The sequence below is a fragment of the Actinoallomurus oryzae genome (assembly GCF_039541955.1).
Classification (GTDB): Bacteria; Actinomycetota; Actinomycetes; order Streptosporangiales; family Streptosporangiaceae; genus Actinoallomurus; species Actinoallomurus oryzae.
The window spans coordinates 1-20,968 of record NZ_BAABHF010000002.1 but is presented as its reverse complement, the minus strand read 5'-3'; the positions used below and the strand labels follow the sequence as shown (position 1 = coordinate 20,968).

Sequence of the window (20,968 nt, the reverse complement as noted above, 5' to 3'; positions counted from 1 at the left end):
GGCTCAGCTTCCCTTCGGGGGGACGACCTGCAGGTAGATGGCCGTGAGCACGAGGTTCACGAAGAACAGCAGCAGGAAGGCGATGACGACCGACTGGTTCACCGCGTCGCCGACGCCCTTGGGGCCGCCGCGCGGGTTCAGGCCGCGGTGCGCCGCGACCGCGCCCGCGATGAAGCCGAAGATGAGCGCCTTGATCTCGCTGATGTACAGGTCCGGCAGGTGGGCGAGGGCGGAGAAGCTGGCCAGGTACGCGCCGGGCGTGCCGCCCTGCATGATCACGTTGAAGAAGTAGCCGCCGAGCACGCCGACCACCGACACCAGGCCGTTGAGGAAGACCGAGACGAGCATCGCCGCCAGCACGCGGGGCGCGATCAGCCGCTGGATCGGCGAGACCCCCATGACGACCATCGCGTCGATCTCCTCGCGGATCGTCCGCGAGCCGATGTCGGCGCAGATCGCCGAGCCTCCGGCGCCGGCGATCAGCAGCGCCACGATCAGCGGGCTGGCCTGCTGGATGACCGCGAGCACGCTGGCCGCGCCGGTGAAGGACTGGGCGCCGAGCTGCTGGGTGAGCGATCCGACCTGCAGTGCGATCACGGCGCCGAACGGGATGGACACGAGCGCGGTCGGCAGGATCGTCACGCTGGCGATGAACCAGAACTGCTCGACGAGCTCCCGGCCCTGGAACGGCCGCCGGAACATCGCGCCGAGCGCGGCGGCGGCCAGCGCGAACAGCTTCCCGGTCTCGCGGAGCGCGGCGGTGCCGGGGACGGAGCCGGCCGGAGTGGTCATCGCCGCTCCCGGATGCTGGCGAGGATCTCCTGCTGCGCCGGGTACGGGAGCTCGTGCAGCATGCCCATCACCCGCGCGCGGCGGCGCTCGACGGCCTGGCGGGGCGGCAGGCCGGGGCTGGGCTCCAGCTGCGGCACGATCGGCGGCAGCCCCTCGTCGTCATCGTGGTAGCCGGCCTCGCGCTCGGCCTCCAGCAGCGACTGGTCCTTCTCCTCCGACATGCCGATCGGGCCGTGCCGCCGGCCGCGGAGGAACTGCGCGACCACCGGCTCCTCACTCGTCAGCAGCACCTCGCGCGGGCCGAACGTGACCAGGTCGCGGCGGAACAGCATGCCGATGTTGTCCGGCACCGTCGAGGCGACCTGGATGTTGTGCGTGACGATCAGAATGGTCGCGTCGATCTGCGCGTTGAGGTCGATGAGGAGCTGGGAGAGGTACGCCGTGCGGACCGGATCCAGGCCCGAGTCCGGCTCGTCGCAGAGAATGATCTGCGGGTCGAGGACGAGGGCGCGCGCCAGCCCGGCGCGTTTGCGCATTCCACCGGAGATCTCACCGGGAAGCTTGCGCTCGGCCCCGCCCAGGCCGACCATCTCCATCTTCTCCAGCACGATGCGCCGGATCTCGGACTCTTTCTTGTTCGTGTGCTCGCGCAGCGGGAAGGCGATGTTCTCGAACAGGTCGAGCGAGCCGAACAGCGCGCCGTCCTGGAACATGATGCCGAACAGCTTCCGCACCTCGTACAGCTTGCGCTCGGGGCTGCTGACCATGTCGACGCCGTTGATGAGGATGCGTCCCTGCTCGGGCTTGAGCAGGCCGATCAGCGACTTGAGGAAGACCGTCTTGCCGGTGCCCGAGGGGCCGAGCATCACGCTGACCTCACCGGCCGGAAGGGTGAGGGTGATGTCGCGCCAGATGTTCTGCCGGCCGAAGGATTTCGTCAGTCCTTCGACCACCACTTCGATGCCCATTACCGCGAGCCGACCATCACAGTTCTCCCAGCACCTGACTTCGCACTGATACAAAGAAGAATCTTCATCACCGGCTCGGCTTGAAAGTTCGTATTGGCGGGACTTTTTGGGTCGGCTCAGTGATTACTACTGGCGGGTACGCTACTTTCGTGGGTGTTCGGGGCGCAAGCGTTCGAATGAGACAATCAGGTCACGGCGCATTGCTTATCATCGGATAACAAACCGGCTGCCGATTCTTGTCGCTCAGTGCGCATGGGCCCGGCCGAAGAGGGGGACGATCCGCCGGTTCCGCGAGGGGCGGTCGTCGGCGCATACGAGATCACCCGGCCCGCGCCGCGGGCCGGGTGATCGGGTGGTGGCGATCAGCGCAGGGCGCCGGCCTTGAAGACCTTGCTCGGGTCGGCGGTGGGAGACGAGGCCGCGACGGATGCGGGGCCGAGGGTCAGCGTGATGGTGTTCCCCGAGCCGGGGACCACGAGGTTGATGAGCGGAGTGGCGAGCAGGCAGTCCTTGAACTTCGGGATCGTGTAGGTGCCGTTGAGGTTGCCGCCGTTGATGACGCTGAAGTCGGCGTCGGAGGCGACGGAGACCTCCGCCGGGGTCTCGGTCCGGCAGCTGCCGCCGACGGGGGTCGGGATGCCGGCGACCTTGAGCTCTGTGATCTTGATGGTGAGGTGTGACGTGGTCTGCACCGCGCCGGTGTTGATGTCGACGGTTCCGGTGGTCGGCGACGCCTCGACGAACTCGGTCGTGACGGAGACCGGGATGACGCCGAACTCCTTGAACGAGCCGGTCGCCGGGGGCAGGTCGACCGTGGCGGTCAGTCCGCCGGTGTCGTCGACGGCCGTCGCCAGGGTCCCCGGGCCGAGCGACATCGAGGAGTTGGTCGACTTGATGGTCGTGGTCCCGGTCAGCGGATAGTTCAGCTTGAGCACGACGTCCGCGTGCGCCGTCCCGGTGGTGGACAGGACCCCGAGCGCGGCCAGCGACGCGGTCGCGGCGGCGGTGGTCCTGCCCCAGCGCCTGACGGGCGCAAGCGATTCAGCCGGCATGTGGAACCTCCTTGGTGCGCGGACACCGAGTCGGTCATTCGGTGCCCCTACCGGCAAACCCCGCTCGATTTCGTCGGGCCGGTGCGGTCACGACCGATACGAGGTTTGATTCCAGCGTCGACGCCGAAGACCCATTGACCTGACGTGGAATCTTCGGAATCTCCCCTATTGCCCCGAAGATTAAGTGTTCGTGATGGGCAATACAAGACCCGGATTCGAGAAAAGTCTTCGCCGTTCCTTCGCGTCGCAAGGATTTGTCACGAAGTGCTTCGGTAGCTGGCTGTTATTTATCTTTGCGCGCTAATCCGGGGGGCGATCGTCGGGGCGTGCGTGCGCGGCCGAGTGACGACAATCGCTCATGTCGCTCGCGTGGTCATGTCGTTCGCTAGTACGGCCTCTTTATCGTCTGCGGCGGATCGACGTTGAAGCTCGCGGAGACGGTTACCGGATCGCCCTTATTGATGGGGCCTGCGCACGAACCGCTGACCGAACTTACCTGTGGCGGGCCTCCAAATGTGGGCAAAATCGTCATCTTATGCGTTTCGTTAGAATAGGTAAAACCTAGCGTTCCGGAGAAACGTACGGTGCATCCTCCTGACCCGGTGAACCTGCTGATCAGCAGCGGTATTGAGCCCGTCGAGGTATTTGCGGCAGAATCGTAAGTCACCATTGCGATGGAGGGCCTAGGGGAACTATAAACCTTCAGGTCTCCCGAAATTCCTCCAGAGCCGGTACAGGTGAAAGAGGCTGGCCCTACAAGAGTACCTGCATTGGTGCCTGCCGTGATGCTACCAGAAGGCAGACTTCCGCTGAAGGTAATGGGAGGGCATGTGATCACGGCATCACCCATTTTTGCCGTGAACTGGTCTGTGGTGAAATCGGCGGATCCGCCCGGCGTAATATTCCAGCCAAAGTCCTGGACCGGGCATGGCGACCCTGCATTTAGAGGATCTTCGGCGCTGCAGATCGGCCCCTGGGTCACCTTGACGAAGTTGCCCGGTCCAGAAATCGACGCCGTGAACAGCGGATCCAGCTTCTCGCCCACTCCGCATCCGCGGAACGGCGGAATTGTCACCGTCCCGGACAGATATCCTCCGTCGTTGACCACATAATTCGGGACATCTTCGGTGCTGGCGCTCAGCTGAAGTTTCATCGGCTGGGCGGTGGTGCAGGCAGGACCCACATCGAGTGGAACACCGTTGATACGGACGTCGTGAACCCGAAGGGAGACGTATGCGGAGGCCGTCGTGAACCTTGGCGGTAGTCCAGGCATTCGCTCGGCGTAGTCCACAGCCGTGATGTTCGCATTTTGGTAGGCCGTGGTCTTGCCCACTTGCGTGACGTCCAGTTCGGCCGTGGTCGGCATGAAACCGAAGGCCAGAAACGTCGCCTGTGATGTCTCCATATGGGCGTCGCCGATGGAGTCCGTCTCAAAATAATTGCTCTCCAGATTGTAGAGTGTCCTGTTTCCCACGGCCAGCGCCATTTTCCCGAACAGAGGCGCCGCGCCGTTGAGCTTCGCGACATTCGAGAAACCGCTGATCTTCGCGCAGGCGTACTTAGGAGTGTCTACGGAGATCGGGGTGTCAGGAGGAGGCTCGGGAAGGGGAAAGTCCTCGCTGAAATCTCCCGTGACGTCCGGCGGACAGTAGTCCTCCTGAGCCTTGGCCGTAGTGGCATGTGAGACGGCTCCGAGACCGGAAGCACCTTGCGCATCCGCTGCCGAGACCGCGATGGTCGCCAACGTCGTGTCCTGACCCAGGTTCGGGGAACAGGAGAGCGACATCGTGGCGGGCTGTGCCGCCGTGCCGTCGGCTTGCCGGAGAGTGAGGCTGGCGTTCAGGTCGGCGACGGAGAAGACGACACGACCGGGTGTGGCGACGGTCGGCGCGGGCTCCTGCCCGGAGCCGGCCAGAACCAGCTGGTCCGCCCCGACCGACGTCTCCGGCACGGCGAAGTCGGACCCGGTGATCGGAGCCGGGGAGCCGTTCACCGTCACCAGGGGGGTCAGCCTGAGCGTGCCGCCGACCGTGGTGGCGCCCTGTTTGGTCAGATCCGCGACCGCGGCCGCGGGAAGCGCGACCAGGACGGTCACCTGCCCGAGCCGGATCGGCCTGCCGACCGTGGCGGAGTCCGGGACGTTCGCGATGACGCGTACCGCGACCTGCTGCGTGCCCGACGGCAGCTGACACCCATAGGTGAAGGTGCGGTCGATGGCCCGCTCGCCGGCGATCGCGGCGATGGCCGAAAACAGGCTCGAGGTGATCGCGATGACGCAGGCCACGGCAGCGCGCGCCAGGCCACGTCGCGTCCAGAAACTGAATCTCATATTCGGCTACCTGTCCTGACGCCCACCACGACGAGGACCATTCATCAGGAATGACACGCACGTCGGCAGACATGGCTACTCGCGAGTACGCTACTTATGCCGTGGTCGGCCCCACAAGAGCCACTGATCAAAGAATGTTCTCCAGTGCGATCATTGTCACCGGATGACAGTCCTCGCGGATGCCTTTGTCACCACGGCGACAACCGGCCACCTCATGGGCTGGTGATGGTGAGATCGGTGAATACGTACGTCGCGCTGACCGGCTCCGTCTCGCCGTTCTGTATCAACCCGAGGCAGCCGGACACATTCTGGGCGGTCAGGTCTCCCGACCACGTCATGGTGTGTGATGGGTTGTCGTAGGAGAAGTCGAGCGAGCCGCCAAGATTCAGGTTGCAGAGCGGCCCGCTGAAATGGAGATCGACGTCGGTGATGGTTCCGGTGGTCCGGCCGGACGAGTATGCCTTGGCGTTTATCAGCCATGGGAGCGCGGCGCTGATCACGAAGGTGATCCCTGATGGATTCGTGCACGATGAAAATGAGATGGTCTCGATGCGACCGAGCCCATCACCCGGCGCTCCCGGGCCGGGCAGGAAGTCGGCCGTGATCGCTGACGAACACGTCCACTGGCCGATGGTAATCGCGCCATCCCCCGCGGAGTCCGTCCCGGTGACGGTCCACGTCTGGTCGGCGAACGCGGGCGACGCGGCGGCCACGATCGCGACCAGTGCGGTGAGGGCGATGAGGATCTTCGCCGTGAAGTTCCGCATGGAACGCATCCCTCCGGTTGAGGCGACGGTGGCTCGTTCGGACGACGCCAACATGAATCCGTGCGGCCGGGGACACGTCCCGGCCGCACGGGCAGTCGGCTTTGCCGACCTCGATCAGGGGCTGGTGATCGTGACCGCCGGGTCGACGGCGTAGCTGCCGACGAAGCCGGCCGTGTCGTTGTTCTTGATGAGACCGAGGCAGCCGCTGACGTTGGTGATCGTCAGACCACTACCGCCGGTGGCGCTCAGGGTGCCGTCGTTGGAGTAGGTCATCGGCACCGAGCCGGCGACGTCCGCGGAGCAGAGCGGGCCGCTCAGATGCGCGGTGACGCCGCTGATGCTTCCGGTCGTCGTGTCGACGCCGTCGTAGGAGTCGGCGTTGAGTGCCCACGCGAATCCGCTCGACTGGACCGTGAACGTGATGCCGGCGGGGCCGGAGCAATTGCCGAAGGAGAGGTCGTCGACGTTGGCGAGGTCGTCACCGCTCTGCCCCGAGCCGTACACCGCGTCACCGGTCCCGGACGACGTCGTACAGGTGAGCTGGGTGTGGGTGTTGTTGTCGGTCAGAACCAGGTTCGTCGTCGAGTCGGCGGTGAAGTCCACTGAGCCGGAGCTCTCCGGGCCGACGGTCCAGGTGGGGTCGGCCAGAGCGGGGGAGGACGAGAGGCTGATGGCGGTGGCCGCGGCGGCGGCCGTAAGGAAGGCTGTTGTCGCGATCTTACGCATGTTCCGTAGTTCCCTTTCATCTTCTCGAACTGTTCAACCTGGCGCGCGAACCAACCGTCCAGGGGCGGCCCCTTCCCATGCCGTAGCCACATTCAATGGTGCGTGGAATATTGCGGTCAGCGCCTTTGATGGCGGTGAGCGTTTCGCCAAAAGATGATCTTGTGTGCTAGTCTTTTCGGTACGCTTGCTACCTGTGAGTAGGTTAAGCACGTGTTACGTGTCGAACAAGAGGAAATTCCGGCGCAAGCGATAAATTGTCATCAACTGCGAGAAGCGCCTCGCGTTTTTATCGTTCGGTAACTAATCCGGATTCGCCCGCGGTGGAGCGGTGCGCCGGCGATCAGCCGGAACCACAAACCGTCATCGGCTGTACGCGTCAAGTGAACGGTTGATCGGATGGCTGCAATGCGCCGAAGTTTTCGTTAGCGTCACGATGTGTCCCAGATCACGTCTGGACGGCTTGGTCGTCGCGCGCGTGGTCGCCGGCCGTCATCGCGGCCGGTGCGGCGGCGATGGGAGGAGTGACGGACGGTGTGGCTCGAACACGAGGCGGAAAGGCGGAAGCTGGCCGGGCTGCTGCGGCTCGAGCTGGACGGCCTCGCCGACGAGATCTGCGGCGAGATCCGCAAGAGCATCCCGGAGTACGCGACGCCGGGTGAGGGGCCGTTCGGGCCGGCCATGCGGCCCGCGACGGAACAGGCCATCGCCTCCTTCATCGACCGCATCGCCGAACCCGCCGCGCCGTCGGGCCGACTCGTCGACATGTGCCGGCTGCTCGGCCGGATCGAGGCCCACCACGGACGGAACCTCAACGCCCTGCAGGCGGCCTTCCGGATCGCCTTCCGGGTGGCCTGGCACTGGACCACGAGCATCTGCGCGCGTCATGAGCTCCCGTCCGAGACCGTCGCGGGCCTGGCCGAGGCGCAACTGGAGTACATGGACGAGCTCGCCTCGATCGCCGTCGAGGGCTACCTGGAGGCGAGCGCGCACACGCCGGAGGAACTCGCCGAACTGCGCCTCCGGCTCTTACGACTCATCGTGGAGCGGCCGGCCGCTCCACGGCAGGAGATCGCCGACCTCGCCGAGCGCGCCGACTGGACGGTGCCCGCGGAGGCGACCCCGATCGTCGTACGGCCCGGCGCACGCCTGGTCGGTACCGCGCTGGCCGATGACATCCTCGCCGACCTCGATGCCGCCGAGCCGCGGCTGCTGGTCCCCGGCCGGTTCACCCCGGACCGGCGCGCGACGATCGAGGCCGCGGTGCCGCGCGACCGGATCGTCGTGGGGGTCACCGTGCCGCTGGAGGAGGTGGCGGACTCCTTCCGCTGGGCCGTGCGGGCCCTCGGTCTCATCGCCGAGGGCGTCGTCGACGACACGCGGCTGACCTTCTGCGAGGACCATCTACTGACTTTATGGCTGATGTCGGACCCGCAGCTCATCGACGAGCTGGCGCGGCAGCGGCTCGCCCGGCTCGACGGCATGCCGGCCGGCAAGCAGAAGGCGCTGACCGAGACGCTCCGGGTGTGGCTGGAGAGCTGGAGCACCGCGGCCGACGTGGGCAACCGGCTGCACGTACACCCGCAGACCGTGCGGTACCGGCTGAACCAGCTCAAGGAGAGCCTGGGCGAGCGGTTCACCGACCCGGAGGCGCGGTTCGGCCTGGAACTCGTGCTGCGGGCGAAGCGGCTGCGCGACCGCCCGCCGCCCCCGGGCGGCCGGGACGGCAGGAACGCCCGGCCGGCGACCCCGCTTTCTCATCATCCCGTCACAAAAAAAGGTACCGCGCTGTCCGAAAACAATGAATCGCACACGGTCAATGACAGACCGTACGGTCCGGGAACGCGATACCGGTAAATCCTTGCCGGAGCCGGTTCTCTGCTCTACGGTCACGGTGTCCTAGATCGCGGTTCGTGCGGAAGATACAGGGGTTCCCCGCTCGGTATTTCCCGTGCGGCCCGCGGTCACCGGCAAGCGCCACCTGACGGCCGATCTGAATAAGGGCGACCCCGCCCCGCGACACACCGACTCCGACGGTGGTGGTGGGAGGTACACGCATGCCTCGAACGCTCGAACCGAACGGTCTGAACGGGTCACGTTCCGAACTGGCCGAGCGGCTGACGGCGATCATGCGGATCGAACTGCCCAGTCTCACGAAAGAGATCGTGGCCGCGATCCGGGACGGCATTCCCGAATACGCCCGCCCCATCGACGGCCCGTACGGCCGGACGCTCCGTTCCGGGGTCGAACGCGCCCTTGCCGGATTCGTCGAATGGATCAGCTCGCCCGACGCCCTTCCGGATGACATCTGCTACAAGCTCGGGTGGTTCGAGGCGTACGAGGGCCGCCAGCTGGACGTCCTGCAGTCCGCCTACCGGATCGGCGCCCAGACCGGCTGGCGGCGGGTGATGGCGCTGCACCAGCGGCAGAACCTCGCCCCGGCGACCGTCTCGGTGCTGGCGGACGCCCTGTTCACCTACATGGAGGAGCTGGCGTCGTCGTCGGTGCGGGGCTACCGCGAGGCCAAGGCGCAGCTGAACGACGAGTTGCAGGCCGGCCGCCGGCGGCTCCTGCGGCTCATCGCCGACGGGGCACCGCGCGACCTGCTGGAGGAGCACGCCGAATCGGCTCGCTGGGTGCTCCCGGACGAGGTGACCGTGGTCGTGCTGCGCCCGAACGCCCCGATCGTACGGACGCTGCTGGACGACGACCTGCTGACCGACCTCGACGGCACCGAGCCGTACCTGCTCGTCCCCGGCCCGCTGACGGCCGACCGCCGGGCGATGCTCGAACTCGCGGTGGCCGAGTCGAAGGCGGCGGCCGGGCTGACCGTGTCACTCGATCGGGCCCCCGACTCGCTGCGCTGGGCCCGGCAGGCGCTCGGCCTGATCCATTCGGAGATCATCGACGACGGCCCGCTCACCCTCTGCGCGAACCACCTGGAGACCCTCTGGCTGTTCGCGGACGCGCCGCTGATCGACCAGATCGCCCGCCGGCAGCTCGCCGCCCTGGACCACCTGACCGCGCGGCAGCGCGAACGCCTCGTCGAGACGCTCGGGGTGTGGCTGCGCACCCGCGGCACCGCCGCGCAGGTCGGCGACGAGCTGGGCGTACATCCGCAGACCGTGCGCTACCGGATGCGGCAGATCGAGCACGCCCTCGGTGACGACCTCGCCGATCCGGACACGCGTTTCGCCACCGAGGTCGCCCTGCGCGCGCTCTGGCTGCGCGGGCAGGAGCCCGTACGCGAGGCTCATGACGCGCCCGTGGACGGAGCATGAGTTTCACTTATTCCGCTAACCCGGGGGATAAGGCGCGGGGGGAATTACGCACCTGTTGATAGGGCTGCGCGCCATGGTTGATCCATCTGTCGGTCCCGTGTTCGCATGGGCCTGATCGCCTCGGGTAAGCACGGTTCCCGAAGGCGTACGGCGATGGACGCGGAGGTGCCGGAGTGCTGTCCGGATCGAACGCACGACCAGTCTTCGTCGCGATCGGCGCGGCGACGGTCATCACGCTCGGCGCGGTGGCGACTCCCGCGACGGCGCTCGCCGACTCGTCGCCCACGGCCGGCGAGGACCCCGCGCCCGATCCGTCCGGCAGCACCAGCACCCCGAGCACCCCGAGCGACCCGAGTGACCCGCCGAGCGATCCGCCGCCCGCATCCTCGCCGCCGGTCAAACCCGCGCCGCCGAACTCCGCGCCGCCGTACCAGCGGACACCGTCCCTGAGCGTCCGCCTGTCGTTCTCCGCGGCCAAGGCCGCCCCGGGCGCCGCGGTCACCGCGACCGCGCGGGTGAGCGCGTCGCACGCGGTCGCCCACCACGCGACGCTGCGGTTCTCCGCCCCCGGTGCCTCGGTCATCAGCGGCGTCTTCTCGCTGGGCGACGTGAGCGCGGCGCGCTCCGCGTCCGCCGTCGTGAAGATCCCCGCGGGCCACGCAGCCGGGTCCGTCACCGTGACCGCCTCGCTCAGCGCCGACCGCGCGAGCACGCGCAGTGCCGCCGGCAAGATCACCGTCGCCGGTGCCGGGTCGTCCGCGGGCGCGTCCGCCGCGGCGGCGGAGCTGCCGTCGGCGGCGCTGGCCACCGGCCTGGGCCTGCCCGGCCAGACCACGCCCACGGCCGGCGGCCCGGCCGGCGCGCAGCTCCCGCTGATCGCCGGGCAGGCGCCCGCGGTCGCCCCGAACCAGGCGCCCGACATGCGGCCGGTCTCCCTGCGCACGAAGACCTCGCCGCTCGGCCTCGACGCGACCTCCTACCGCCTTCTGTGGACCCAGGTGGCCTGGCTCACGGCGCTGCTCGTCGGCATCTCCCTGCTGCTCACCCAGCTGCGGCTGAACCGCCGCCGGCCGGCGCGCCCGGCCACGCGCCGCTCCCGGTCGTAGTCCACACCGGCTCCCCGGGCCTGTGATCAAGGTCCGCGTCCATGGATAATCGACGTGGCCGGCGCCACGACGATGTGATGCGGGACTACGACCACCTGAGGGAGCTCGATGTTCGGCAAGGTCCTGGTCGCCAACCGTGGCGAGATCGCGATACGGGCGTTCCGCGCCGCGTTCGAACTGGGAATCTCCACCGTCGCCGTCTATCCGTACGAAGATCGCAACTCGCTGCACCGCGCCAAGGCGGACGAGTCGTACCAGATCGGCGAGCCCGGCCACCCGGTGCGCGCCTACCTCTCCGTCGACGAGGTGGTCAAGGCCGCCCGTACGGCCGGCGCCGACGCGATCTACCCCGGCTACGGCTTCCTGTCCGAGAACCCCGGGCTGGCCGCGGCCTGCGACGAGGCGGGCATCACGTTCATCGGCCCGCCGGCCCCGGTGCTGCACCTGACCGGCAACAAGGCGCGGGCGGTCGCGGCGGCGCGCGAGGCCGGCATCCCGGTGCTGCGCTCCTCCGCGCCCTCCACCGACGTGGACGCGCTGCTGGCCGCCGCCGAGGACATCGGCTTCCCGGTCTTCGTCAAGGCCGTCGCCGGCGGCGGTGGACGCGGCATGCGGCGGGTGACCGAGCCGGCCGAGCTGCGAGAGTCGATCGACGCGGCGATGCGCGAGGCCGCGTCCGCGTTCGGCGACGCGACGGTCTTCCTGGAGCAGGCCGTGGTCAACCCGCGCCACATCGAGGTGCAGATCCTCGCCGACGCCGAGGGCAACGTCGTGCACCTGTACGAGCGCGACTGCTCGTTGCAGCGACGGCACCAGAAGGTCATCGAGATCGCGCCCGCGCCGAACCTCGACCCCGCCCTGCGGATGAGCATCTGCGCCGACGCCGTGGCCTTCGCCCGCCACATCGGCTACGTCAACGCGGGCACCGTGGAGTTCCTCCTCGACGAGCGCGGCCGGCACGTGTTCATCGAGATGAACCCGCGCATCCAGGTCGAGCACACGGTGACCGAGCAGGTCACCGACCGCGACCTGGTCATCGCCCAGATGCGCATCGCCGCGGGCATGACCCTGCCCGAGCTCCGCCTGACCCAGGACGTGATCACCCTGTCGGGCGCGGCCCTGCAGTGCCGCATCACCACCGAGGACCCGGCCAACGGCTTCCGACCCGACAAGGGCACCATCTCGGCGTACCGCTCACCCGGCGGCCCCGGCGTGCGCCTCGACGGCGGCACCGTGCACACCGGCGCCGAGGTCTCCGCGCACTTCGACTCGATGCTGGTCAAGCTCACCTGCCACGGGCACGACTTCACCAACGCCGCCCGTCGGGCGCGCCGCGCGATCGCCGAGTTCCGCATCCGCGGCGTGGCCACGAACCTGCCCTTCCTCGGCGCGGTGCTCGACGACCCCGACTTCCGCGCCGGCCGGATCACCACCGCCTTCATCGACGACCGGCCGGACCTGGTGCACGCCCGGCCGCCGGCCGACCGCGGCAGCCGCGTCCTGCGCCACCTGGCCGAGACGACCGTCAACCGGCCGCACGGGCCGCGCCCGGTCGTGGTCGAGCCGGTGGACAAGCTGCCCGCCGTGTCCCTGGCGGACGCCCCGCCGGAGGGGTCGCGGCAGCGGCTCGCCGCCCTCGGGCCGGAGGGGTTCGCGGCCGACCTGCGGGCCCGGTCCGCGGTCGCGGTCACCGACACGACGTTCCGCGACGCCCACCAGTCGCTGCTGGCGACGCGCGTACGCACCCGTGACCTGCTCGCGGTCGCGCCGCACCTCGCCCGTACGGCGCCGCAGCTGCTCAGCCTGGAGTGCTGGGGCGGCGCGACGTACGACGTGGCGCTGCGGTTCCTGGCCGAGGACCCCTGGGAGCGGCTCGCCGCGCTGCGCGAGGCGGTGCCGAACATCTGCACGCAGATGCTGCTGCGCGGCCGCAACACGGTCGGCTACACGCCGTACCCGACGGAGGTCACCGACGCGTTCGTGGCCGAGGCCGCGGCGACCGGGATGGACATCTTCCGGATCTTCGACGCGCTCAACGACGTGGGGCAGATGCGCCCGGCGATCGACGCCGTACGCGCCACGGGCACCGCCGTCGCCGAGGTGGCGCTCTGCTACACCGGCGACCTGTCCGACCCCTCCGAGACGCTCTACACGCTCGACTACTACCTGCGGCTCGCCGAGGAGATCGTCGAGGCGGGAGCGCACATCCTGGCGATCAAGGACATGGCGGGCCTGCTGCGACCGCCCGCCGCCCGCGCGCTCGTGACCGCGCTGCGGTCGCGCTTCGACCTGCCGGTCCACCTGCACACCCACGACACCGCCGGCGGGCAGCTCGCCACGCTGATCACGGCGATCGACGCCGGGGTGGACGCCGTGGACGCGGCGGTCGCCTCGATGGCCGGCACGACCTCGCAGCCCTCGCTGTCCGCGCTGGTCGCGGCCACCGACCACACGCCGCGGGCGACCGGCCTGTCGCTCCAGGCGGTCGGCGACCTGGAGCCGTACTGGGAGGCCGTGCGCAAGGTGTACGCGCCGTTCGAGTCGGGGCTGGCCTCGCCGACCGGGCGTGTCTACCACCACGAGATCCCCGGCGGGCAGCTGTCGAACCTGCGGCAGCAGGCCATCGCGCTCGGCCTCGGCGACCGGTTCGAGCTGATCGAGGACTGCTACGCCGCGGCCGACCGGATGCTGGGCCGCCTGGTCAAGGTGACGCCGTCCTCCAAGGTCGTCGGCGACCTGGCCCTGCACCTGGTCGGGGCGGGCGTCACCGCGGCCGACTTCGAGTCCGACCCGGCCAAGTTCGACGTGCCGGACTCGGTGATCGGCTTTTTGCGCGGCGAGCTCGGCGTCCCGCCGGGCGGCTGGCCGGAGCCGTTCCGCACGCGGGCGCTCGAAGGCCGGCCGTCCGCCGCCGAGGTGACCGCCCTGAGCGAGGACGACCTCCGCGGGCTGCGCGAGTCGCGCCGCACCACGCTGAACCGGCTGCTGTTCCCCGGGCCGGCGAAGGAGTTCGCCCGCCGGCGCGAGACGTACGGCGACACGTCGGTGCTGTCGTCGAAGGACTTCTTCTACGGCCTCGAACCCGACACCGAGCACACCGTCACGCTGGAGCACGGTGTGTCGCTGCTGATCGAGCTGGAGGCGATCTCCGAGGCCGACGAGCGCGGCTACCGTACGGTGCTGACGACGCTGAACGGCCAGCTGCGCCCGGTCCGCGTCCGCGACGAGTCCATCGTCACCGACGTCAAGGCGGCCGAGAAGGCCGAGCGCGGCAACGACCGGCACGTCGCGGCGCCGTTCGCCGGAGTCGTGACGTTGCAGGTGGAAGAGGGCGCCACGGTGTCGGCCGGGCAGACGGTGGCCACCATCGAGGCGATGAAGATGGAGGCCTCCATCACCGCCCAGCGCGACGGCACGGTCCGCCGGCTCGCGGTCGGCGCGGTGCAGCAGGTCGAAGGCGGAGACCTGCTCATCGAACTCGGCTGACTCCACGCCCCCCGGCGGTGTCTTCCTGCCGGCCGGCCGATTCAGCCGCCGGGGGCCGGCGGCGCGCTGACCGTGCCGGCGTGCCGGCCGCGGCCGTGGCGACCGGCAGGTGGCGGCGGCGTGGTGCGGCACGCCCACGAGGCGGCCGGCGGTTGACTGCCGCCGGCACCGCGGCGTCGCGGAGCCGGCGGGTCCGTCGCCGCCGCGGAAGTGGCCGACGAGGTGAACCAGGGCGCGCTGTTCCGTGGCGGCGGGGAGTTGCCGGCGCCATCCTCACGCCGGGGGGCGTGTGGCCTCCCGGTGGCGCTTGAGCCGCATCCCCTGGACGACGCGTGCGGGCGGGGTCGTCAGCGTGATGCGCCGACGGCTTGTCCGCAGCGGTGGTCGGATCCGGCCGCGGGCTCCTCGGGGCCGGCGGTGCGTCAGCCCTCGCCGATGAGCTGGTGGAAGAGTCGTTTGGCGGCCTGCTCGTCGTAGGGGCCCGTGATCTGGACGCGGCCGCCGGTGATGGTCTCCGTGACCATCGGTGCGGAGACGACGGCGCCGCCGACCACCATCGCGATCTTGTTGCCCGGCCGCTGCGGTCCTGCCGCGGCGGCCGTGGCGCTGAGCTGCTCGAACGCGCGGCCATCCGAGGGCTCCAGGCTCAGGTCGATCCCCCAAGAGGTCATGCCGTGCTCGGCATCCGGCGACATCACCGAGATGGACTTGACCCGCGTCACCGTCATGCCGCTGAGGGCGGTCCGGTAGCAGGTGTGGTGGTCGCTGCTCGGCGTTCCGGCCCCGCGGCATGAGCCGGGCGTCTCCGACAGCACCGGTAGGAACCGGATCGGTGTCTTGAGCGGACCGGAGGCGCTGTCGGCGGAACCGCCTCCGTGCAGGAGCAGCACCGCCGCGACCGTTCCGACCAGCACCAACGCCGCCGCGGCCACGATGAGCGAGACCAGTAGACCCCGGCCGCGCCGTTGGGGACCCGAGGCGGTGTCCCAGCCGTACGGCGCCGGTCCCCCCGGCACGGCGGGCGGCGGTCCCACCGGCACGGCCGGCGGCGGCGTACCCGGCGGCGGTGCGCCTGGCGTGGCGGGCGGCGGAGTGCCCGGCGTACTCCGCGGGTCCTCCGGTCGCGGCGGCTCGGGCGGGAAGGTCATATGCCCCGTCCTACACCACCGTGCCCCATCGATCGAGGACTCCGGCGAAACCGGTGATGGCCGAGCGCGGCGGCGAGGGTGCATGGACGTGGAGGCGGTAGATCGCGGCCCGGGAGAGTGGCCCGGTTACGCCCTGTAAGTCGGATTCGGCGGTGAGTTCGGGCTTAGGCCGGGCGATCGCGGGGAGAACCGTTGCGCGTCCTCACGAACGAAAGGAAGCCCCCGATATGCACGTCAACGGAATCATCGCTGCGATCATCATCGGTTTGATCATCGGCGCGCTGGGCCGGCTGGTCATACCGGGCCGTCAGCCGATCCCGATCTGGCTGACCATCGTCATCGGCATCATCGCCGCGTTGATCGGCACCGCCATCGCGGGAGCGGTCGGTGTGGCCGACACCGCGGGAATCGACTGGATCGAGCTGGCGATCCAGGTCGTACTGGCGGCCGTGGGCGTCGCCGCGGCCACGAGGCTCTATGCCCGAAGATGAGCCGGCCGGTCAGGGTCCGGCTCCCGAACCCGGACCTGACCGTGACCCGGCGGACGACGACGGCCGTGGCCCCGCTCCGGGCCACGGCCGCCCGCTGCCCGGAACGCCCTGGTCCGCGGCGCGTGCGCGCTCCCCGTACGGACTCCGCGCGACCGGGTGACTCGGCAGGGGAGGGAACGGGCCGCCCGGCGAGCGACGGCGAACCGACCGTTCGACGGCCGCCGGCCCGGAGACGATCGGATGTGGTGACGATTCTCAGCCTGATCCCAGCCCGGTCTCATCCCCCGGTGATGGGGTGGAGGACGGTGGTACTCACGATGCGGCCGAAGGCGACGGCGGAAAGGGTGACCCTGGTGAGGGTGGAAGTGGTCCGGTGACGGCTCAGCAGAGGGCGACCGACGACGGCGAGCCGGAGGATGGCCGCGGCACCGAGCCGGCCACGGCGGACTGCCGAGACGACGACCCGCCGGCGGACGACGCCCCGCCGGCGAGCCCCGGCACCACGGCCGCAGGCGGACGTGAGACCGATGGCGGCCCGCGAGACCCGGCGCGCTCGCGCGGGGAGACGCCGGAGACGTTCCCGGCAGGGGCCGGTGGCTCTGCGGCCGGGGGTGGCTGTGCGACGGGCGCTGGGCCGGAACGCGAGGCGCGGTCGGGCGGAGTGGCGGAGGAGCGGCAGGCGTTTCCTGCGGGAGGTGGCAACTCCGCGACCGGCGGTGGCCATGTGACCGGTGGTGGGTCGGAGCGCACGGCGCGGTCGGGCGGAGTGGCGGAGGAAGGGGAGGCGTTCCCGCCGGGAGGTGGCGATTCCGCGACCGGGGGTGGCGATGGCATCGGTGGCGGCTCGGAGCGTACGGCGCGGTCGGGGGAGTCGGAGGCGTTCCCGGCGGGAGGCGGTGGTTCCGCGACCGGCGGCGGCGTTGTGACCGGTGGTGCACCGGAGCGTACGGGCTGGTCGGGCGGAGATGTCGAAGGGGCGGAGACGTTTTCGGCGGCGGACGGTGGTGTGCCGGGGACCGGTGGCGGCTCGGCTGCGGGCGGTCGCTCGGCGGGCGGGGGCGGTTCGGCGGCGGGTGGCGGTACGGGCAGCGGTGGGGCGGTGTTCCGCGGTGGGTCGGCGGCGGAGGGCGGGCCGGTGGCCTATCGCGACCGTGGTGGCGCAGGTGAGGTGTGTCCCGGTGACGGTCGCGGCGGCGGTGCGAATGCCGCTGGTCGTGGCGTCGGCGAGGGCGGCGTGCTCGGCGGCGGTGAGGATTCCGCCGCGGACCGTGCCGAGCGGCTCGGTGGGCGGGATGCCGCGCTCGGGAGCGGGCGGAGCGCCCTGCTCGAACCGGGCCGTCGCACCGGGGCGGCTCCCGGCGCGGACACGGATCCTGGATCCGGTGGCCGTGGCGGCTCCGGACCGGCGCCCGACCGAGACGACCCCGGCGCGGTGGGGGACGGCGGACTTCGCGGTCCCGGCGGCGTGGACGTCGGCACGGCGAAAGGCCTCGGTGCCGGTTCCGGCCGCAGGGACGGGCCGGTGGCGGCGGAACCGGCGCCGCCCGGTGCCGCGAATCCGACCGAGCCGGATAAACCAAGTAATGCCGATAGAATTACCCGGGAAATACCGACCAGCCGGGACCCCTACTTCGACAACGCGAAGTTCCTCGCGGTCGCTCTGGTCGTCGTCGGGCACGCCTGGGAGCCGTTGCGCGGTGCGGCCGTCGGCGGGCGAGTCCTCGGGGCGGGGCAGTCATTCATCTATGCCTTCCATCTCCCCGTATTCATCGTCATGTGCGGGTACTTCTCCCGCGGATTCAGCCGTTCCCGGAACCGCACCCGCAAGCTCGTCGCCGCCATCGTCGTCCCGTACGTCCTGTTCAGCGCCGTCTACGTCGTCTACACGGAGTTCCTCGCGGGCCGGCACATGCGCTGGGATCCGCTCGAGCCCTACTACCTGACCTGGTTCCTGCCCGCACTGCTCGCCTGGCGGCTCTCCGTGCCGCTGTGGCAGCAGCTGCGGTTCCCGATCGCGATCGGGCTGGCGGTCGCGATCTGGCTGTTCGCCGGGCTCGTCACCCTGCCCAGCATGCTCGACGCCGTCCAGGTGCTGTCGTTCCTGCCGTTCTTCGTGCTCGGGCTGATCCTCGGGCCGCGCCACTTCGCCCTGCTCAGAAGGCCGGCGATCCGTGTCGCGGGGGCGCTGACGCTCGTCGCCGGGGCGGCGGCCGCGTACGTGCTGGAGAGCAGCGTCGACCCCGAATGGGTGCACTGGCGGCGCAGCTTCGCCGAGCTCGGCGTCGGCGCCCCCTCGGGCGTCGGCTTCCGTGTCCTCGCGCTGGCCGCGGCGGGACTGCTCACCGCGGCCTTCCTGGCCGTGGTCCCGGCGCGCCGCACGTGGTTCAGCCGGCTCGGCGCCGCCTCCATGTACGCCTACCTGCTCCACGGGTTCGTCACGCTCTTCCTGTCCTACCAGGGCTGGTACTACCGCATCTCCGGTTGGCAGGTGCCGGTGCTGACGTTCGGCTGTGTCCTCCTGGCCGTCGTGCTGATGACCGACCCCGTACGAAAGGCGTTCCGCTGGGCCGTCGAGCCGCGTCTGGAGTGGCTGTTCCGATGAAGCTTCACTATTCCTATAGGGAATAAAAGAAAGCAGGTTCTCGGTAAACTCTCAACCAACTCTCAGTAATTTTCTCTACCGTGGAGCGATGACCCAGCCGGAGCGACCCATCTTCGTCGTCGGTTGTCCACGGTCCGGAACGACCATGCTGCAACTGATGCTGCACGCCCACCCGCGCATCGCCATTCCGCCCGAGACGCGGTTCCTGATGGCCGCGTACGACGCGCGCTCCGACTTCGGCGACCTCCGCATGCCGAACAACCGCCTGGCGCTCGCGCGCTGGATCGTCGAGCGCAAGAAGACTCGCTTCGCCGACCTGGGTCTGGACGGGGAACGGATCATCGAGCAGATCGTCGCCGGGCCGCCGACGCTCGGCTCCGCGCTCGGCATCGTGCTGCGCGCGTACGCGGCGAGGTTCGGCAAGCCCCGGTGGGGTGACAAGCGACCCGGGTACTTCCAGCGCATCTCCGCACTGAGACGCCTGTTCCCCGACGCGCAGATCGTCCAGCTCATCCGCGACGGCCGCGACTGCGTCGCGTCGCTGAAGGAGATGGACTGGTACAAACAAGACTCCTACCACGCGCTCGCGACCTGGGTGGAGTCGATCGAGGCGGGGCAGCGCGCGGCGCGGTCGCTCGGTCCGGAGTCCTACCACCGCCTCTACTACGAACGCCTGATCAGCGATCCGGCCACCGAGCTCAAGGCGCTGTGCGACTTCCTCGGCGAGGACTTCGACCCGGCGATGTGCGAGCCGGACCAGGTCGCCGCCGTCGCCGTACCGGGCCGCAAGGTCTGGCACGCCCGCACCCACGAAGAGGTCACCACGACCCGCGCCGGCACCTGGCGCACGCGCCTGACGGCAGCGGAGATCGCCCTGTGCGAGACCGTGGCCGGCGACCTGCTGCGCGAGCACGGCTACGAGGTCGACGGCGCCGCCCGGCCGGACCGCGGCGACCACGCCCACTACCGCCGCGTCGCCGCCCACCGCCGCCTGGCCGCACGCAAACGCGACCTGCTCGACTTCGTCCACCGCCGCACCGAGCCCAGCGAGGTCGCCTACCAGCCCCCGTCCGCCCCTCTGCCCGACTGACCAGGACAGAGGAGACTCACGGGTCACCGAGCGGCGACGACGGCGACCGCGACGCACTCGCCGCCGTCGTCAGTGCCGCGCGATGACGTGCGCCGGTCGGTGTTGCCGAGGTGCTCCTGATCGAGGCGCTGAGCAACGAATGGGGGTGTGCGGGGCCCGACGAAGAGAGCGGCAAGACCGTCTGGAACCTAGTGAACTTCTTCGGCAGGACACCTCACTCGTTCATCGAGGAGTAGCAGGTCACGGCACCGGCCGGATCGACGATCTCGACCGGTAGGCCCGCCGCGTCGGTGCGGACCCGGTAGGCGCCGCCCATGGCGTCGCGGACGGCGCTGAGGTTCCCGCGACCGTTGTAGGCGCAGGTCGTGGTCGCGCCCAGCGGATCCGTCGCCGCGGTGAGGTTGCCGGGCTCGTCCTTCTCGTGCCGCCACGCCCTGCCGTCGGCGTCGGTGATCGTGACAGGGAGAAGGAGATCGTTGTATTCGAAGCGGACGCAGCGGCCGTCGTGAACTCTTTCAGGGAGCCGTGGGTGTAGCGGGTGGTCCGGCCCAACGCGTCGGTACGGGACACCAGCCCGTCCAGCGGCCATCGCTCTCCTCCCGCAGAGGTGAAGACCCCCGAAGTGGCAGCAATCGTTAGCGGGGCGAGCTTCGCGTACGGCGCACGGTCGTGGACGCTGCCGTCCTTCCTGATCGCCGCCTTGTTCCGGGGCGGCGTACGGTGATCCGGTCCGGGCGGCGCCGGCCGTCGATTCTGTGAGTACCCCGGGTGGTGTGCTCGCTCAGGACATAGGAAACGCATGTCTCAAGACATAGGAAACACCTGGGCGGCAGAGTCTGGCGGTGTCGAAAGCCAGACTTGTGATCACCGCGGTGGTCGTTGAGGGCCGTTCTCAAGCCGAGGTCGCTCGCGCCTACGGGGTGTCGAAGGGGTGGGTGTCGAAGCTGGTCGCCCGGTACCGGGCCGAGGGCGCGACCGCGTTCGAGCCGCGGTCGCGGCGCCCGCATACCTCACCGGCCGCGATCGACGCCGGGACGGTGGAGCTGATCATCCGGATCCGCAAAGAACTGTCCGAGCAGGGGCTAGACGCCGGGCCCGAAACGATCGCCTGGCACCTGCAACACCACCACCAG

The 20,968-nt window shown here is 69.7% G+C and carries 16 protein-coding genes; 8 read left to right on the top strand and 8 right to left on the bottom strand.

All coding sequences use genetic code 11. From position 1 onward, the window contains the following. Positions 1–3: 3 nt before the first annotated feature. The 6 genes from ABEA10_RS00110 to ABEA10_RS00085 all read right to left on the bottom strand — a co-directional run bounded on the left by ABEA10_RS00110 (position 4) and on the right by ABEA10_RS00085 (position 6,634). Positions 4–792 (bottom strand): MlaE family ABC transporter permease, encoded by a 789-nt coding sequence (locus ABEA10_RS00110; protein WP_329236253.1) that lies wholly within the window; start codon positions 790–792, stop codon positions 4–6. After that, a complete protein-coding gene (locus ABEA10_RS00105) occupies positions 789–1,760 on the bottom strand; it encodes an ABC transporter ATP-binding protein (protein ID WP_329236251.1) in 972 nt (323 codons plus the stop codon). Before ABEA10_RS00105 ends, ABEA10_RS00110 begins: the two co-directional genes overlap by 4 nt. 362 nt (positions 1,761–2,122) lie before the next feature. After that, the gene (locus ABEA10_RS00100; RefSeq protein ID WP_345455546.1) at positions 2,123–2,812 is read right to left on the bottom strand and encodes a hypothetical protein; all 690 of its coding nucleotides are present in this window, start codon (positions 2,810–2,812) and stop codon (positions 2,123–2,125) included. 385 nt (positions 2,813–3,197) lie between these two features. After that, positions 3,198–5,141: a DUF6801 domain-containing protein gene (locus ABEA10_RS00095; protein ID WP_345455543.1), complete on the bottom strand. Its 1,944-nt coding sequence runs from the start codon at positions 5,139–5,141 to the stop codon at positions 3,198–3,200. 212 nt (positions 5,142–5,353) lie between these two features. Continuing rightward, positions 5,354–5,908 (bottom strand): hypothetical protein, encoded by a 555-nt coding sequence (locus ABEA10_RS00090; RefSeq protein ID WP_345455540.1) that lies wholly within the window; start codon positions 5,906–5,908, stop codon positions 5,354–5,356. A 114-nt stretch (positions 5,909–6,022) separates the two neighbouring features. Then, positions 6,023–6,634: a hypothetical protein gene (locus tag ABEA10_RS00085; protein WP_345455537.1), complete on the bottom strand. Its 612-nt coding sequence runs from the start codon at positions 6,632–6,634 to the stop codon at positions 6,023–6,025. Between the two features lie 531 nt (positions 6,635–7,165). Here ABEA10_RS00085 and ABEA10_RS00080 point away from each other — a divergent pair. The 4 genes from ABEA10_RS00080 to ABEA10_RS00065 all read left to right on the top strand — a co-directional run bounded on the left by ABEA10_RS00080 (position 7,166) and on the right by ABEA10_RS00065 (position 14,504). Further along, the gene (locus ABEA10_RS00080; protein ID WP_345455534.1) at positions 7,166–8,488 is read left to right on the top strand and encodes a PucR family transcriptional regulator; all 1,323 of its coding nucleotides are present in this window, start codon (positions 7,166–7,168) and stop codon (positions 8,486–8,488) included. A 200-nt stretch (positions 8,489–8,688) separates the two neighbouring features. Further along, positions 8,689–9,912, top strand: coding sequence for a PucR-like N-terminal domain-containing protein (locus tag ABEA10_RS00075; protein WP_345455531.1), 1,224 nt, complete (start codon positions 8,689–8,691; stop codon positions 9,910–9,912). A 173-nt stretch (positions 9,913–10,085) separates the two neighbouring features. Continuing rightward, positions 10,086–11,018 carry a hypothetical protein gene (locus tag ABEA10_RS00070; RefSeq protein WP_345455528.1) on the top strand — a complete coding sequence of 311 codons (933 nt, stop codon included), beginning with the start codon at positions 10,086–10,088 and terminating at the stop codon, positions 11,016–11,018. A gap of 108 nt (positions 11,019–11,126) precedes the next feature. After that, complete coding sequence (locus ABEA10_RS00065; RefSeq protein ID WP_345455525.1) at positions 11,127–14,504, top strand: pyruvate carboxylase; 3,378 nt, start codon at positions 11,127–11,129, stop codon at positions 14,502–14,504. 422 nt (positions 14,505–14,926) lie between these two features. Here ABEA10_RS00065 and ABEA10_RS00060 read toward each other — a convergent pair whose 3' ends face one another. Then, complete coding sequence (locus tag ABEA10_RS00060; protein WP_345455522.1) at positions 14,927–15,652, bottom strand: SecDF P1 head subdomain-containing protein; 726 nt, start codon at positions 15,650–15,652, stop codon at positions 14,927–14,929. A 227-nt stretch (positions 15,653–15,879) separates the two neighbouring features. On the opposite strand from ABEA10_RS00060, the gene ABEA10_RS00055 reads away from it, so the two are divergent. The 3 genes from ABEA10_RS00055 (at position 15,880) to ABEA10_RS00045 (ending at position 19,835) form a co-directional block, all read left to right on the top strand. Continuing rightward, positions 15,880–16,143 carry a GlsB/YeaQ/YmgE family stress response membrane protein gene (locus tag ABEA10_RS00055; protein ID WP_345455519.1) on the top strand — a complete coding sequence of 88 codons (264 nt, stop codon included), beginning with the start codon at positions 15,880–15,882 and terminating at the stop codon, positions 16,141–16,143. Between the two features lie 1,522 nt (positions 16,144–17,665). Further along, positions 17,666–18,745, top strand: coding sequence for an acyltransferase family protein (locus ABEA10_RS00050; protein ID WP_345455516.1), 1,080 nt, complete (start codon positions 17,666–17,668; stop codon positions 18,743–18,745). Positions 18,746–18,833: 88 nt separating this feature from the next. Next, positions 18,834–19,835, top strand: a complete 1,002-nt coding sequence (locus ABEA10_RS00045; RefSeq protein ID WP_345455513.1) for a sulfotransferase family protein — start codon at positions 18,834–18,836, stop codon at positions 19,833–19,835. 214 nt (positions 19,836–20,049) lie between these two features. Here ABEA10_RS00045 and ABEA10_RS00040 read toward each other — a convergent pair whose 3' ends face one another. Then, positions 20,050–20,424: a hypothetical protein gene (locus tag ABEA10_RS00040; RefSeq protein WP_345455510.1), complete on the bottom strand. Its 375-nt coding sequence runs from the start codon at positions 20,422–20,424 to the stop codon at positions 20,050–20,052. A gap of 253 nt (positions 20,425–20,677) precedes the next feature. Here ABEA10_RS00040 and ABEA10_RS00035 point away from each other — a divergent pair. Next, positions 20,678–20,968: helix-turn-helix domain-containing protein (locus ABEA10_RS00035; RefSeq protein ID WP_345455507.1), on the top strand; the 291-nt coding region annotated here is incomplete at its 3' end.

Bases quoted from the DNA above. Each gene is read 5' to 3' on its own strand.
- ABEA10_RS00110 (WP_329236253.1), bottom strand. From the start codon at position 792: ATGACCACTCCGGCCGGCTCCGTCCCCGGCACCGCCGCGCTCCGCGAG.
- ABEA10_RS00105 (WP_329236251.1), bottom strand. From the start codon at position 1,760: ATGGGCATCGAAGTGGTGGTCGAAGGACTGACGAAATCCTTCGGCCGG.
- ABEA10_RS00100 (WP_345455546.1), bottom strand. From the start codon at position 2,812: ATGCCGGCTGAATCGCTTGCGCCCGTCAGGCGCTGGGGCAGGACCACC.
- ABEA10_RS00095 (WP_345455543.1), bottom strand. From the start codon at position 5,141: ATGAGATTCAGTTTCTGGACGCGACGTGGCCTGGCGCGCGCTGCCGTG.
- ABEA10_RS00090 (WP_345455540.1), bottom strand. From the start codon at position 5,908: ATGCGGAACTTCACGGCGAAGATCCTCATCGCCCTCACCGCACTGGTC.
- ABEA10_RS00085 (WP_345455537.1), bottom strand. From the start codon at position 6,634: ATGCGTAAGATCGCGACAACAGCCTTCCTTACGGCCGCCGCCGCGGCC.
- ABEA10_RS00075 (WP_345455531.1), top strand. From the start codon at position 8,689: ATGCCTCGAACGCTCGAACCGAACGGTCTGAACGGGTCACGTTCCGAA.
- ABEA10_RS00065 (WP_345455525.1), top strand. From the start codon at position 11,127: ATGTTCGGCAAGGTCCTGGTCGCCAACCGTGGCGAGATCGCGATACGG.
- ABEA10_RS00060 (WP_345455522.1), bottom strand. From the start codon at position 15,652: ATGACCTTCCCGCCCGAGCCGCCGCGACCGGAGGACCCGCGGAGTACG.
- ABEA10_RS00055 (WP_345455519.1), top strand. From the start codon at position 15,880: ATGCACGTCAACGGAATCATCGCTGCGATCATCATCGGTTTGATCATC.
- ABEA10_RS00045 (WP_345455513.1), top strand. From the start codon at position 18,834: ATGACCCAGCCGGAGCGACCCATCTTCGTCGTCGGTTGTCCACGGTCC.
- ABEA10_RS00040 (WP_345455510.1), bottom strand. From the start codon at position 20,424: ATGGCCGCTGGACGGGCTGGTGTCCCGTACCGACGCGTTGGGCCGGAC.